The following is a 12,495-nucleotide window of genomic DNA, read 5'->3' on the forward strand; positions in this document are numbered from 1 at the left end:
TCTATTAAACTAAGGTTAGTATTTCAGGCCCATTGTCTAAAATAGCAACAGTATTTTCATAGTGAGCTGATAAACTTTCATCTTCAGTTACAACAGTCCATTTGTTAGGTTCTACTCTCACTTGATAATCACCAATATTAACCATTGGTTCAATGGCTAATACTATTCCTTTAGATAGTTTAGGCCCTCTACCTGGTCTTCCGAAGTTAGGTACTTCTGGATCTTCATGCATATCTTTGCCAATACCATGACCTACATAATCCCTTACAACAGAATAACCAAAACCTTCAACATAATTTTGAATAGCTGCGGATATATCAGTTAGTCTATTACCTACACTAGCCTTTTCAACACCCTTAAAAAAGCTTTCTTTTGTTACCTGAATAAGTTTTAAGGCTTCTTCTGAAACCTTACCTACAGTAAAAGTTCTTGCTGCGTCACCTTGATATCCATCCAATACAGCCCCACAATCAATGCTAATTATATCGCCTTCTTGTAAAACTGTTTGCTTAGATGGAATTCCGTGAACTACTTCCTTGTTAACTGAAGCACATATTGAGGCTGGAAAACCATGATATCCTTTAAAAGATGGCTTTGCACCATGTTTTAAAATATATTCTTCTGCAATTATATCCAATTCCTTAGTAGTTATTCCAGGTCTAATTGCCTCTTCAATCTTTAACAGGGTATTTCCAACAACTTTACCTGCACGTCTCATATACTCAATTTCCATATCAGTCTTAATTATAATCATTTAACAACTGCTCCTAGAATATTACTAATATTTTCAAAGACATCACTTATCTCACCAGTTCCTTGAACTTTGGAGAGTGCACCCTTTTCTGCATAGTAATTTATAAGAGGTTGTGTCTGTCTATCATATACATCTAGTCTTTCTTTCACAGTTTCCTCTGTATCATCTTTTCTCTGAATTAAAGAACCACCACAAATATCACATTTATTTTCAACTTTAGAAGGGTTGAATTTTATATGATAACTTGCACCACATGATATACAAACTCTTCTACCAGTCATTCTATCTAGTATAAATTCCCTAGGAACATCTATAAGTAGAGCAGTATCAATTTTAAGTCCAGTATCATTTAAAAATGAGTCTAGAGCTTCGGCCTGTTTCGCTGTTCTTGGAAATCCATCTAGTAGAAAACCACTTTTGCAATCATCCATACTTAGTCTATCTTTAACTATTCCTATAGTAACCTCGTCTGGTACTAATTGCCCGTTATCCATATATTTTTTAGCCTCAATTCCTAATGGAGTCTTTTCTGAAATATTCTTTCTAAAAATATCTCCAGTAGATATATGAGGTATATCATATTTTTCACTAATTAATTTAGCCTGTGTTCCTTTTCCAGCTCCTGGTGGACCTAGTAAGATTACTTCCAACTACATCATCTCCAAATACTTTTTTACCTCAAGAATCCTTGGTAATGACGCATTACTAATTGAGATTCGATTTGCCTTAACGTATCAAGCGCAACCCCTACCATAATTAGTAAACTCGTACCTCCAAAATAGATTCCCTTAAAATTCGTATATGTCTCAGCTATTATAGGTGTTATTGCAATTATTCCTGCAAAAGCTCCTCCAATTATAGCAATTCTACTAAGAACATTTTCTATATATACAGCAGTTGATTCTCCTGGCCTTATGCCAGGCACAAATCCAGAGGATTTATTCATATTCTCTGCCATTTCCTCCGGTTTAAAGGTAACTTGTGTATAAAACCAAGTGAAAAATATCGTTAATACGAAGTAAGTTAAAGCATATTGCCAGCTACCTTCTTTAAATAAACTAAACTTACTCATACTTATAAATTTGTAGAATGCTGAATTAGGCCAAAACTGACCTATTGTCATTGGAAATTGCATTACTGAAACTGCAAAAATAATCCCAATAACTGCAGATCCATTTACACTAATAGGAATATGCGTTGACTGGCCTTTATATACTTTGCCTCCAACAGTTTTTCCTGCATATTGAATAGGTATTCTTCTTTCAGCTAAACTCATAATTATAACTGCAATGAACAGTGCAACAGCAGCTATAGTAAATACAATTAATTCTATAAAGTTAACTGTTTCTGCTTGTTGAAGTGACATAATTTTATATAAAGTAGTAGGAAATGTAGAAATTATATTTACAAATATTAGTAAAGATATTCCGTTTCCAACTCCTCTTTCAGTAATTTTATCACCTACCCAAATTAGGAAGATTGATGCCGTTGTTAAAGTTAACATTATAACAAATACATCAAGCTTATTTGAAGAACCCTGCAATGCACCAGCTCTAGTTATAATAGCATAAGTACTAAATGACTGTATTAACCCTAAAGGTATGGCAGCATATCTCGTATACTGCTGTATCTTCTTCCTTCCATCCTCACCCTCTTTAGAAAGTTGTTCTAAACGAGGAACTGCAATTGTAAGTAATTGCATTATAATTGAAGCGTTGATGAATGGTATTACACCCATAGCAAAAATACTAAATCTGCTAAATGCACCACCGGAAATCAAATCATAAAAACCAAATAACGAACCACTTTGCGTTAAATTCGTAAGCTTCGTGGTATCAATTCCAGGAACAGGAATATGATTTCCCATCCTGAAAATTGCTATCATAAATAATGTAAATAATAATCTTTTTCTTAATTCAAGAACTTTCCAGGCATTACGTAAGGTTGATAGCACCTATATCACCTCTACTTTTCCTCCAGCTGCTTCTATCTTTTCAGCTGCAGATTTAGTAAACTTAGCTGCTTTTACTGTTAGTTGCTTTTGTAATTCGCCGTTTCCAAGAACTTTAACTCCGTCCTTAGCTTTCTTAACGATACCCTTTTCTAATAGTAATTCAGGTGTAACTTCTGCGCCATCCTCAAATATATTTAATCTTTCAACATTTATTTCAGCATATTGTTTTGCAAATATGTTAGTGAATCCTCTTTTTGGGAGTCTTCTGTATAGTGGGTTCTGACCTCCTTCAAAGCCTAGTCTTACTCCACCACCTGTTCTTGCTTTTTGTCCTTTTTCACCTTTACCAGCATTTCTACCTAGCCCTGAACCTGTACCTCTACCTACTCTTTTAGGAGATTTTCTTGCTCCTTCAGCTGGCTTTAACTCATGAAGTTTCATCTTTATTTACACCTCCTCTGTATTAAGCTTCTTCTACATCTAAAAGAAAGCTAACCTTATTTATCATACCTTTAATTTGAGGAGTATCCTCATGTTCAACAGTTTTTCCGATTTTCTTTAATCCAAGAGCTTTAACAGTAGCGATTTGAGCTTCTTTTCTTCCTATTAAACTCTTTTTTAAAGTTATTTTAAGTTTAGCCAAGGTCGTTCCCTCCTAACCTAAAATCTCTTCAACAGTCTTGCCTCTAAGAGCTGCAATATGTTCTGCAGTTCTTAAACTTGCTAAACCGTTTAGTGTAGCGTTAACCATGTTTCTTGGATTATTAGAACCTAATGATTTTGCTCTAACATCCTTTAGACCTGCAAGTTCAAGTACTGCTCTAGCAGGACCACCCGCTATAACTCCTGTACCTTCTGTTGCTGTCATAATAAGTACTCTACCAGTACCAAATTCTCCTACTATATCATGAGGTACTGTAGTACCTACTACTGGAACTTCAATTAAATTCTTTTTTGCATCTTCAATTGCTTTTCTGATTGCTTCAGGTATTTCTATAGATTTACCAGTTCCTACACCCACGTGTCCGTTTTCGTCTCCAACTACTACAAGTGCGCTAAATCTAAAGTTTCTACCACCTTTAACAACCTTAGCAACTCTATTTATGAATACTACTTTTTCCTTAAGATTCAACGTGCTAGGATCGATTCTCATTTATTTCCCTCCTTCTCTAGAATTGTAGACCAGCCTCTCTTGCGCCTTCTGCAAGATTCTGTATTCTTCCGTGGTATACATATCCACCTCTATCAAAAACTACTTCTGTAATTCCTTTTTCAATAGCTTTTTTAGCTACTAATTCCCCAACAACCTTTGCAGCTTCTTTGTTGCTTCCAACACCGTTAAAGTCTTTATCTAACGTTGAAGCAGCAACTAAAGTTACTCCATTAATATCATCTATTATTTGAGCATATATGTTCTTTTCACTTCTAAATACTGCAAGTCTTGGTCTTTCAGGTGTTCCAAAAACTTTCTTACGAACTCTAAGGTGACGTCTTACTCTAGCTTTGTTTTTGTCCTCCTTATTAAACATAGGGTTCACTCCTTTCTATTATTTCTTACCAGTTTTACCTTCCTTACGTCTTATAACTTCGTTATCGTATTTAATTCCTTTTCCCTTATATGGTTCAGGCTTTCTCCAACTTCTTACATCTGCTGCTACTGCACCAACTAATTCTTTGTCGATACCTCTAACAACAACTTTTGTTGCAGCTGGAGTTTCGAAAGCTATACCTTCAACTGGTTCTATTTCAACTGGATGTGAGTATCCAAGATTCATTACTAATTTCTTACCTTGTAACTGAGCTCTATAACCAACACCAATTAAATCAAGTGTTTTTGCATATCCTTCAGTTACACCTATAACCATATTATTTATTAAAGCTCTAGTTAATCCGTGTAGAGCCCTTATTTGTTTTTGTTCACTATCCCTAGTAACTACTACTGCATTATTTTCAACAGTTATATTTATATCTTTACTCATAGTCTTAACAAGTTGACCTTTTGGTCCTTTTGCAGTAACAACGTTGTCTGGTGTTACTGTTACAGTAGTACCACTTGGTATAGTTATTGGAAGTCTTCCAACTCTTGACATGATTACACCTCCTGTATTCGTGCATTTACTACTATTACCATATGTAGCAAAGTACTTCTCCGCCTACTCCAAGTTTTCTTGCTTCTCTATCTGTTACTATCCCTTTTGAAGTTGATACAACAGCAATTCCAAGTCCGTTCAATACTTTAGGAATTTCTTCTTTTCTACAATATACTCTTAATCCTGGCTTAGAAATTCTCTTAAGACCAGTTATAACTTTTTCTTTGTTTTGACCATATTTCATTGCAAGTCTTAACATTTTGACGGAACCATCAGTGTATTCCTCTACGTCTTTTATATATCCTTCTTGAAGCATTATATCTAATATAGCCTTCTTTATAGTCGAAGAAGGTACTTCTACTATTTCATGTTTAACAATATTTGCGTTTCTGATACGTGTAAGTAAGTCTGCTATCGGATCAGTCATTACCATTTATTGTGCCTCCTTTCATCAATAACTAAGATTACCAACTTGCTTTTCTACATCCAGGTATTTCACCTTTGTATGCAAGTTCTCTAAAACAAATACGGCATATACCGAATTTCTTTAATACAGAGTGTGGTCTTCCACATATTCTGCATCTTGTATAAGCTCTAGTTGAATACTTAGGTTCTTTCTTCCATTTTTCTATTAAAGCTTTACGTGCCACGTTTTTCCCTCCTTATTTTTGAGCAAATGGCATTCCAAGGAATCTTAATAATTCTCTTGCTTCTTCGTCAGTTTTTGCAGTTGTAACGAAAATTACATCCATACCTCTAACTTTATCAATTTTATCGTATTCTATTTCAGGGAATATTAATTGTTCTTTAAGTCCCAACGAATAGTTTCCTCTTCCATCAAAAGACTTATCTGAAATTCCAGAGAAGTCTCTAACTCTAGGTAATGCAACATTCATTAATTTATCAGCAAATTCATACATTGTGTTTTTTCTTAATGTAACTTTGCAACCTATTGCCATGTTTTCTCTTATTTTAAAATTTGCTATTGATTTTTTTGCTCTAGTTAGAACTGGCTTTTGTCCTGTAATGATACCTAAATCACTTACAGCTGCTTCTAAAGCCTTTGGATTGTCTTTAGCTTCTCCAACACCCATGTTAATAACTATTTTTTCAAGCTTTGGTACTTCCATTATGTTTTTATATGCAAATTTTTCCATCAACGCTGGAATAACTTCTTTTTCATACTTTTCCTGTAATCTTACGCTCATCTTTTGCCCTCCTTTCAAAGATTAGAATGTTTCTCCGCACTTTTTACATACTCTTACTTTAGTTCCGTCTTCTAAAACTTTATTACTTATTCTAGTAACTGATTTACATTTATCACAATATAACATTACTTTTGAACTATATATAGGCGCTTCTTTTTGGATTATTCCGCCCTGCATATTTGCTCTATTTGGTTTTTGATGTTTAGTTACTACGTTAACACCTTGAACAAGTACTTTTCCAGTTTTAGGTGATACAGCTAAAACTTCACCTGTTTTACCTTTATCTTTTCCGGATATAACCATAACTGTATCTTTCTTTCTTACATGTATCTTATTAACTGCCATTATAGCCACCTCCTTATCTTATAGAACTTCAGGTGCTAATGATAATATTTTTGTAAAATCTTTATCTCTTAGCTCTCTTGCAACTGGTCCAAAGATACGCGTTCCTTTTGGCTGTTTATCATCTTTTATTATAACAGCAGCATTTTCATCGAATCTTATGTATGAACCGTCTGCTCTTCTCAAACCTTTAACTGTTCTAACCACAACTGCTTTTACAACGTCACCTTTTTTAACAACACCGCCTGGTGTTGCACTTTTAACGCTAGCAACTATTATATCTCCAATGTTTCCATATTTTCTTTTGGAACCACCTAATACTCTAATACACATAATTTCCTTAGCACCGGAATTATCCGCAACTTTTAATAATGTCTGTTGCTGAATCATTGAAAATACCCTCCTTTCAGCTTTTTGGACTATTTAGCCTTTTCAACTATTTCAACAAGTCTCCATCTTTTATCCTTTGATAATGGTCTTGTTTCCATTATTAAAACTCTATCATTGATTTTAGCTTCACCATTTTCATCGTGAGCTTTAAACTTAGTAGTTCTGTTAACAGTTTTTCCATATAGCGGATGACGAACCTTTGTTTCTACTGCAACTACTATAGTTTTTTCCATCTTATCAGAAACGACTCTGCCTATTCTTGTCTTTCTATTTCCTCTTTCCACAGGACAAACCTCCTTTCAGCCTACTGTTCAAACGCCCTTAGTTCTTCTTCTCTAAGGATGGTTTTAATTTGGGCAATAGATTTTTTAACTTCTCTTATTCTCATTGGGTTTTCCAATTGACCTGTAGCTAATTGAAATCTTAAGTTAAATAATTCTCCTTTAAGATCAGTTAGCTTAGCTTGTAAATCCTGAGGGCTGCTCTCTCTTAAATCTTTTAGTTCTTTAGCCTTCATTGATTTCACCACCCACTTCTTCAAAATCTCTTCTTGTTACGAACTTAGTTTTAATAGGTAACTTATGTGACGCAAGCCTCATAGCTTCTCTTGCAACTGTTTCGTTAACACCTGATAATTCAAATAATACTCTACCTGGTTTAACAACTGCTACCCAATATTCAGGTGAACCTTTACCGGAACCCATACGAGTTTCAGCTGGCTTTTCAGTAACTGGTTTATCCGGGAAAATCTTTATCCAAAGTTTTCCTCCTCTTTTGATGTATCTATTTATAGCTATTCTGGCAGCTTCTATTTGGTTGCTTGTAATCCAACCACATTCAGTAGCCTGTATAGCGTAATCTCCGTATGCGATAAAATTACCTCTTGTAGCTTTACCCTTCATTCTACCACGCTGTACCTTACGATGTTTAACTCTTTTAGGCATTAACATGTCATATTCCTCCTTCCTTATGCGTTAGCTTCTTCCTTATTTTCAATAACTTTCTTTACAGGAAGAACTTCTCCTTTATATACCCAAACTTTAACTCCAATTTTACCATATGTTGTATCTGCTTCTGCGAATCCGTAATCTATATCAGCTCTTAGTGTTTGTAGTGGAATTGTTCCTTCATGATATGACTCAGTTCTTGCTATTTCAGCGCCGCCAAGTCTTCCTGAACATGCAGTTTTAACTCCTTTAACACCAGTTTTCATTGCTCTTTGTATTGTTTGTTTCATTGCTCTTCTGAAAGATATTCTTTTTTCAAGTTGTTGAGCTACATTTTCAGCCATAAGCTGTGCATCACCTTCAGCTGATTTAACTTCAACAATATTTATTAATATATTCTTATCACTAACCATTTTTTGGATTTCAGCTTTCAAAGCATCTATTCCTTGACCGCCTTTTCCTATAATCATACCTGGTTTAGCAGTATATATATTTAATTTAACTCTTTTAGCTGCTCTTTCAATTTGAATCTTTGAAACTCCAGCTGAAGCAGTTTTTGCTTTTACAAATTCTCTAATCTTGTTATCTTCAACTAGATTATCTGCAAAATTTTTGCTATCTGCATACCACTTAGCATCCCATTCTTTAATTACGCCAACTCTTAGGCCATGTGGATGTACTTTCTGTCCCATCAGTTTCCCTCCTTCTTAAGCTCTTTCCTTAACTATTAAAGTTATATGACTAGTTCTTTTCTTTATTCTAAAAGCTCTACCTTGAGCATGTGGTCTAAATCTTTTTAATGTTGGTCCTTGACCAGTATGAGCCTCTGCAACATATAAGCTATTTCTATCTAAGTCTAAGTTATTTTCTGCATTTGCTACAGCTGACTTTAAAACTTTGTTAACTACCTCAGCTGCATCTTTTGGCGTATACTTTAATATAGCAAAAGCCTCATTTACATTTTTTCCTCTTATTAAATCAAGAACGATTCCTATCTTCATTGGAGACATTCTTACATATTTAGCTATAGATTTAGCTTCCATTGTTTTTTACCTCCTTTCGGGTTTATCTACCGCTTGACTTTTCAGTCTTATCTTTGTGTCCTTTAAATGTTCTAGTTAAAACAAATTCTCCTAATTTGTGTCCTACCATATCTTCTGATATGTATACAGGAACGTGCTTTCTTCCATCGTGAACTGCTATAGTGTGACCGATCATTTGTGGAAATATTGTTGAGCTTCTTGACCAAGTTTTTACAACTTTCTTGTCACCATTTTTATTCATTTCGTTTATTTTATTTAAAAGTCCTTCATGAACAAAAGGTCCTTTTTTAATTGATCTACTCAAATTATTGGCCTCCCTTCACATAATCTGACTAATAGTTAGTGAAGAGAATAAAACTATTCTCTTCGCACTATTTATCATTTCTTCTTTTAATAATAAATCTATCTGAGTATTTTTTATGTTTTCTAGTTTTATATCCAAGTGCTGGTTTACCCCAAGGAGTAAGTGGACCTGGGTGTCCTATAGGTGATTTACCTTCACCACCACCGTGTGGATGGTCATTAGGATTCATTACAGAACCTCTAACTGTAGGTCTTACGCCCATATGTCTCTTTCTTCCTGCTTTACCTATGTTAACTATTTCATGTGTTAGGTTTGAAACAGTTCCTATAGTTGCTCTACACTCTATTCTAACATATCTCATTTCTCCACTTGGAAGTCTTAAAGTAGCATAATCTCCTTCTTTAGCCATAAGCTGTGCTGAAGATCCAGCAGCTCTTACAAGCTGTGCTCCTTTTCCTGCTTGTAACTCAACATTGTGAATTACTGTACCGACAGGTATGTTTTTTAACGGAAGACTGTTACCAACCTTTATATCTGAATCTGGTCCTGATACTACAACATCTCCAACTTTTAAACCAACTGGAGCTATTATATATCTCTTTTCACCATCAGCATAAACTACAAGAGCTATGTAAGCTGATCTGTTTGGATCATATTCTATTGTAGCTACTTTAGCTGGTATGCTATCTTTAGTTCTTTTAAAATCTATAATTCTATATTTTTGTTTTGCACCGCCACCAATATGACGAACTGTTATCTTACCTTGCGCATTTCTACCACCACTTCTCTTCTTAGCAACAAGAAGTGATTTCTCAGGCACATTTGTAGTTATTTCTTCAAAAGTGCTTACAGTCATCTCTCTTCTTGAAGGCGTGGTAGGATTAAAGCCTTTAACTGCCATTACAGTATTCCCTCCCTTTTCCAGCTTATCTGGTATCTAACCAATAACTGCTTTTATATTACATTCCTTCGAAGAATTCTATTGTTTTGCTATCTTCAGTTAGCGTAATAATAGCTTTCTTATAATCCGCTCTTTTTCCTACATGTACTCCAACTCTCTTAGTTTTTCCAATGTATCTAGCGGTTTTAACTTCTTCAACCTTTACTCCGAACACATCTTCTACAGCTCTTTTTATCATTGACTTATTAGCATGTATATCAACTATAAAGGTGTATTTTTTGTCGCCCATAGAAGCCATACTTTTTTCAGTTATAACTGGTCTTCTTATGATATCATAATTAGTTAGCTTCATTATGCATACACCTCCTCAATTTTTGATACAGCATCCTTAGTTATTACAAGATTGTCATACTTTAATAAATCATAGACATTTAAGTTGTTAACAGGTAAAACCGCTACCCCTTCAATGTTTCTTGCTGATTTGTATACATTCTCGTTTGATTCTGCTGTAACTATTAATGTCTTCTTTGCATTTAATGCATTTAACATTTTAACTATTTCTTTAGTCTTAGGAGCATCTAATTCAAGATTCTCTAAAACTAATATTTCGTTATCATTAACTTTGCTTGTAAGAGCAGACTTCATAGCTACTCTTCTCATTGATTTTGGAACTGATACTCTATAATCTCTTGGTTTTACTGCAAAAACCACACCACCATGTATCCATTGTGGTGCTCTTATAGAACCCTGTCTTGCTCTACCTGTTCCTTTTTGTCTCCAAGGCTTTATTCCACCTCCAGAAACTTCAGCTCTAGTTTTAGCTGATTGAGTTCCCTGTCTTTTATTTGCAAGTAGTGCAACAACTACTTGATGTAAAGCATATTGGTTTACTTCAACTCCAAATACGTTATCTGATAATTGAAAATCTCCAACCTTTTGACCTTCTTTGTTAAATAATCCTACTGTAGGCATCCTGCATCCTCCTTTCTACCAAAACTTAAGCTTTAACTGTATTTCTTATTACTACAAAGCCTTTGTTAGGTCCTGGTATTCCGCCTTTTATTAATATAATATTTTTTTCAGGCATAACCTTTGCAACTTGTAGGTTTAATACTGTTGTATTTTCGTGTCCCATGTGTCCTGGCATTTTCTTATTTTTGAAAGTTCTTGATGGATCTGATGATCCTCCCATGGAACCAACTGCTCTATGGAATTTTGAACCGTGAGTCATAGGACCTCTGTGTCCGTTCCATCTCTTTATTGTACCTTGGAATCCCTTACCTTTAGAAACTCCTGATACGTCCACTCTCTCTCCAGCAGCAAATACATCTGCTTTTATTTCTTGACCTACTTCATATGAAGCAGTATCTTGAAGTCTGAACTCCTTTAAAAATCTTTTTAAAGAAACTCCAGCCTTAGCAAAATGTCCTTTAACTGGCTTATTAAGAAGCTTTTCTCTTATATCAGCAAATCCTACCTGTATAGCATCATAACCATCTTTTTCTACAGTTTTCTTTTGAACAACTACACATGGACCTGCTTCAATAACTGTAACAGGAATCACTTTTCCGTTTTCATCAAATATTTGAGTCATACCTAGTTTCTTACCTAGTATAGCTTTTTTCATTCTGTACACCTCCTCAACATATTAGCGGATCACATTGCGATCATAATAGTTAGTAATAGTCTATCTATTACAATTAAAGTTTTATTTCAATATCAACACCAGCTGGTAAGTCAAGTCTCATTAAAGAATCGACTGTCTTTGGTGATGGACTTATTATATCTATAAGTCTTTTGTGAGTTCTTATTTCGAACTGCTCTCTTGAATCCTTATATTTATGTGGAGCTCTTAATATTGTAACAACATCTTTTTCTGTTGGTAGTGGTACTGGACCTGCCACCTTAGCTCCTGTTGATTTTGCTGTTTCTACGATCTTTTCAGCTGACTGATCTAATATGTTATGATCAAAAGCTTTTAATCTGATTCTTATTTTTTGTTTTGCCATTAATGTTTCCCTCCTTTTCATGCACGCTCTACTTCTTACGTACAACAGCGGATGTGTTCTGTAAACTGTTCCGGGTGTTGCATATTTTTTTACAAAACGCGGCAAACAGAACCACCGTCGCCCAGTTCAAGACTTAGGCATACTCAGTTAAGAATTACCCGGAAGTCCGGCAACCTCTTACCTCATCACTGTTATCACTTTACAACTTCTTAATTATACAATACTATTTTAAATTTGACAAGTATAAATTTAAATATCTATAAATTTTATTAAAAAAGGAAAGAGCGTCCTCTTTCCTTTCTTTATTAAAGGCCTTTAATTTTTTTAGTAACTACTACTCAACTATTGAAGAAACAACGCCTGAACCTACAGTTCTTCCGCCTTCTCTTATAGCGAATCTTAATCCTTCATCCATTGCTACTGGTGTGATTAATTCAACATTGATGTCTATGTGATCTCCTGGCATTACCATTTCCACTCCTTCTGGTAGTGCTAATGATCCTGTAACGTCTGTTGTTCTGAAGTAAAATTGTGGTCTGTATCCGTTAAAGAA

The 12,495-nt window shown here is 34.7% G+C and carries 24 protein-coding genes and 1 pseudogene; all 25 read right to left on the bottom strand.

Translation table 11 applies throughout. From position 1 onward, the window contains the following. Window positions 1–4: 4 nt before the first annotated feature. Window positions 5–754: a type I methionyl aminopeptidase gene (gene map, locus HGI79_RS04780; RefSeq protein WP_185649517.1), complete on the bottom strand. Its 750-nt coding sequence runs from the start codon at window positions 752–754 to the stop codon at window positions 5–7. After that, the gene (locus HGI79_RS04785; protein WP_185649518.1) at window positions 751–1,404 is read right to left on the bottom strand and encodes an adenylate kinase; all 654 of its coding nucleotides are present in this window, start codon (window positions 1,402–1,404) and stop codon (window positions 751–753) included. Before HGI79_RS04785 ends, map begins: the two co-directional genes overlap by 4 nt. Before the next feature lie 23 nt (window positions 1,405–1,427). Beyond that, window positions 1,428–2,708, bottom strand: coding sequence for a preprotein translocase subunit SecY (secY, locus tag HGI79_RS04790; RefSeq protein WP_185649519.1), 1,281 nt, complete (start codon window positions 2,706–2,708; stop codon window positions 1,428–1,430). Then, on the bottom strand, window positions 2,709–3,149 hold the full coding sequence (gene rplO / locus HGI79_RS04795) for a 50S ribosomal protein L15 (protein WP_185649520.1): 441 nt from the start codon (window positions 3,147–3,149) through the stop codon (window positions 2,709–2,711). Between the two features lie 22 nt (window positions 3,150–3,171). Beyond that, complete coding sequence (rpmD, locus tag HGI79_RS04800; RefSeq protein WP_185649521.1) at window positions 3,172–3,351, bottom strand: 50S ribosomal protein L30; 180 nt, start codon at window positions 3,349–3,351, stop codon at window positions 3,172–3,174. A gap of 12 nt (window positions 3,352–3,363) precedes the next feature. Beyond that, window positions 3,364–3,861 (bottom strand): 30S ribosomal protein S5, encoded by a 498-nt coding sequence (rpsE, locus tag HGI79_RS04805; RefSeq protein ID WP_185649522.1) that lies wholly within the window; start codon window positions 3,859–3,861, stop codon window positions 3,364–3,366. A gap of 16 nt (window positions 3,862–3,877) precedes the next feature. Then, window positions 3,878–4,237: a 50S ribosomal protein L18 gene (rplR, locus tag HGI79_RS04810; protein ID WP_185649523.1), complete on the bottom strand. Its 360-nt coding sequence runs from the start codon at window positions 4,235–4,237 to the stop codon at window positions 3,878–3,880. An 18-nt stretch (window positions 4,238–4,255) separates the two neighbouring features. Continuing rightward, a complete protein-coding gene (gene rplF, locus HGI79_RS04815) occupies window positions 4,256–4,798 on the bottom strand; it encodes a 50S ribosomal protein L6 (protein WP_185649524.1) in 543 nt (180 codons plus the stop codon). Window positions 4,799–4,832: 34 nt separating this feature from the next. Then, window positions 4,833–5,231, bottom strand: a complete 399-nt coding sequence (gene rpsH, locus HGI79_RS04820) for a 30S ribosomal protein S8 (protein WP_185649525.1) — start codon at window positions 5,229–5,231, stop codon at window positions 4,833–4,835. A gap of 31 nt (window positions 5,232–5,262) precedes the next feature. Beyond that, window positions 5,263–5,448: a type Z 30S ribosomal protein S14 gene (locus HGI79_RS04825; RefSeq protein ID WP_185649526.1), complete on the bottom strand. Its 186-nt coding sequence runs from the start codon at window positions 5,446–5,448 to the stop codon at window positions 5,263–5,265. 12 nt (window positions 5,449–5,460) lie between these two features. Further along, on the bottom strand, window positions 5,461–6,006 hold the full coding sequence (rplE, locus tag HGI79_RS04830) for a 50S ribosomal protein L5 (protein ID WP_185649527.1): 546 nt from the start codon (window positions 6,004–6,006) through the stop codon (window positions 5,461–5,463). Between the two features lie 21 nt (window positions 6,007–6,027). Beyond that, window positions 6,028–6,351 carry a 50S ribosomal protein L24 gene (rplX, locus tag HGI79_RS04835; RefSeq protein ID WP_207725708.1) on the bottom strand — a complete coding sequence of 108 codons (324 nt, stop codon included), beginning with the start codon at window positions 6,349–6,351 and terminating at the stop codon, window positions 6,028–6,030. 18 nt (window positions 6,352–6,369) lie between these two features. Continuing rightward, complete coding sequence (rplN, locus tag HGI79_RS04840) at window positions 6,370–6,738, bottom strand: 50S ribosomal protein L14 (protein WP_185649528.1); 369 nt, start codon at window positions 6,736–6,738, stop codon at window positions 6,370–6,372. Window positions 6,739–6,767: 29 nt separating this feature from the next. Next, window positions 6,768–7,022, bottom strand: a complete 255-nt coding sequence (gene rpsQ, locus HGI79_RS04845; RefSeq protein WP_185649529.1) for a 30S ribosomal protein S17 — start codon at window positions 7,020–7,022, stop codon at window positions 6,768–6,770. A gap of 20 nt (window positions 7,023–7,042) precedes the next feature. Further along, window positions 7,043–7,255, bottom strand: a complete 213-nt coding sequence (gene rpmC / locus HGI79_RS04850) for a 50S ribosomal protein L29 (RefSeq protein WP_185649530.1) — start codon at window positions 7,253–7,255, stop codon at window positions 7,043–7,045. Next, on the bottom strand, window positions 7,245–7,688 hold the full coding sequence (gene rplP, locus HGI79_RS04855; RefSeq protein WP_185649531.1) for a 50S ribosomal protein L16: 444 nt from the start codon (window positions 7,686–7,688) through the stop codon (window positions 7,245–7,247). Before rplP ends, rpmC begins: the two co-directional genes overlap by 11 nt. 17 nt (window positions 7,689–7,705) lie before the next feature. Continuing rightward, the gene (rpsC, locus tag HGI79_RS04860) at window positions 7,706–8,377 is read right to left on the bottom strand and encodes a 30S ribosomal protein S3 (protein ID WP_185649532.1); all 672 of its coding nucleotides are present in this window, start codon (window positions 8,375–8,377) and stop codon (window positions 7,706–7,708) included. A gap of 15 nt (window positions 8,378–8,392) precedes the next feature. Further along, window positions 8,393–8,728 carry a 50S ribosomal protein L22 gene (rplV, locus tag HGI79_RS04865; RefSeq protein ID WP_185649533.1) on the bottom strand — a complete coding sequence of 112 codons (336 nt, stop codon included), beginning with the start codon at window positions 8,726–8,728 and terminating at the stop codon, window positions 8,393–8,395. Between the two features lie 22 nt (window positions 8,729–8,750). Continuing rightward, window positions 8,751–9,032 carry a 30S ribosomal protein S19 gene (gene rpsS / locus HGI79_RS04870; protein ID WP_185649534.1) on the bottom strand — a complete coding sequence of 94 codons (282 nt, stop codon included), beginning with the start codon at window positions 9,030–9,032 and terminating at the stop codon, window positions 8,751–8,753. 67 nt (window positions 9,033–9,099) lie between these two features. Then, window positions 9,100–9,933, bottom strand: a complete 834-nt coding sequence (gene rplB / locus HGI79_RS04875) for a 50S ribosomal protein L2 (protein ID WP_185649535.1) — start codon at window positions 9,931–9,933, stop codon at window positions 9,100–9,102. A 58-nt stretch (window positions 9,934–9,991) separates the two neighbouring features. After that, window positions 9,992–10,285, bottom strand: coding sequence for a 50S ribosomal protein L23 (gene rplW, locus HGI79_RS04880; RefSeq protein WP_185649536.1), 294 nt, complete (start codon window positions 10,283–10,285; stop codon window positions 9,992–9,994). Further along, a complete protein-coding gene (gene rplD, locus HGI79_RS04885; protein ID WP_185649537.1) occupies window positions 10,285–10,905 on the bottom strand; it encodes a 50S ribosomal protein L4 in 621 nt (206 codons plus the stop codon). The genes rplW and rplD overlap by 1 nt, the downstream gene beginning before the upstream one ends. Window positions 10,906–10,930: 25 nt before the next feature. Continuing rightward, window positions 10,931–11,560: a 50S ribosomal protein L3 gene (gene rplC / locus HGI79_RS04890; protein WP_185649538.1), complete on the bottom strand. Its 630-nt coding sequence runs from the start codon at window positions 11,558–11,560 to the stop codon at window positions 10,931–10,933. Window positions 11,561–11,633: 73 nt separating this feature from the next. Beyond that, complete coding sequence (rpsJ, locus tag HGI79_RS04895) at window positions 11,634–11,942, bottom strand: 30S ribosomal protein S10 (protein ID WP_185649539.1); 309 nt, start codon at window positions 11,940–11,942, stop codon at window positions 11,634–11,636. Window positions 11,943–12,276: 334 nt separating this feature from the next. Continuing rightward, window positions 12,277–12,495, bottom strand: a pseudogene (gene tuf, locus HGI79_RS04900) (elongation factor Tu); the annotation flags it as partial.

The organism is Clostridium sp. DJ247 (assembly GCF_014231265.1).

What these genes read in the sequence shown, in the direction of transcription:
- rplE (WP_185649527.1), bottom strand. Translation starts at nt 6,006, where the DNA reads ATGAGCGTAAGATTACAGGAAAAGTATGAAAAAGAAGTTATTCCAGCG.
- rpmC (WP_185649530.1), bottom strand. Translation starts at nt 7,255, where the DNA reads ATGAAGGCTAAAGAACTAAAAGATTTAAGAGAGAGCAGCCCTCAGGAT.
- rplX (WP_207725708.1), bottom strand. Translation starts at nt 6,351, where the DNA reads ATGGCAGTTAATAAGATACATGTAAGAAAGAAAGATACAGTTATGGTT.
- rplD (WP_185649537.1), bottom strand. Translation starts at nt 10,905, where the DNA reads ATGCCTACAGTAGGATTATTTAACAAAGAAGGTCAAAAGGTTGGAGAT.
- rplF (WP_185649524.1), bottom strand. Translation starts at nt 4,798, where the DNA reads ATGTCAAGAGTTGGAAGACTTCCAATAACTATACCAAGTGGTACTACT.
- rplR (WP_185649523.1), bottom strand. Translation starts at nt 4,237, where the DNA reads ATGTTTAATAAGGAGGACAAAAACAAAGCTAGAGTAAGACGTCACCTT.
- rplW (WP_185649536.1), bottom strand. Translation starts at nt 10,285, where the DNA reads ATGAAGCTAACTAATTATGATATCATAAGAAGACCAGTTATAACTGAA.
- rplB (WP_185649535.1), bottom strand. Translation starts at nt 9,933, where the DNA reads ATGGCAGTTAAAGGCTTTAATCCTACCACGCCTTCAAGAAGAGAGATG.
- rpsE (WP_185649522.1), bottom strand. Translation starts at nt 3,861, where the DNA reads ATGAGAATCGATCCTAGCACGTTGAATCTTAAGGAAAAAGTAGTATTC.
- rpsH (WP_185649525.1), bottom strand. Translation starts at nt 5,231, where the DNA reads ATGGTAATGACTGATCCGATAGCAGACTTACTTACACGTATCAGAAAC.
- map (WP_185649517.1), bottom strand. Translation starts at nt 754, where the DNA reads ATGATTATAATTAAGACTGATATGGAAATTGAGTATATGAGACGTGCA.
- rplC (WP_185649538.1), bottom strand. Translation starts at nt 11,560, where the DNA reads ATGAAAAAAGCTATACTAGGTAAGAAACTAGGTATGACTCAAATATTT.
- rpsJ (WP_185649539.1), bottom strand. Translation starts at nt 11,942, where the DNA reads ATGGCAAAACAAAAAATAAGAATCAGATTAAAAGCTTTTGATCATAAC.
- rplV (WP_185649533.1), bottom strand. Translation starts at nt 8,728, where the DNA reads ATGGAAGCTAAATCTATAGCTAAATATGTAAGAATGTCTCCAATGAAG.
- rpsC (WP_185649532.1), bottom strand. Translation starts at nt 8,377, where the DNA reads ATGGGACAGAAAGTACATCCACATGGCCTAAGAGTTGGCGTAATTAAA.
- rplP (WP_185649531.1), bottom strand. Translation starts at nt 7,688, where the DNA reads ATGTTAATGCCTAAAAGAGTTAAACATCGTAAGGTACAGCGTGGTAGA.
- rplO (WP_185649520.1), bottom strand. Translation starts at nt 3,149, where the DNA reads ATGAAACTTCATGAGTTAAAGCCAGCTGAAGGAGCAAGAAAATCTCCT.
- rplN (WP_185649528.1), bottom strand. Translation starts at nt 6,738, where the DNA reads ATGATTCAGCAACAGACATTATTAAAAGTTGCGGATAATTCCGGTGCT.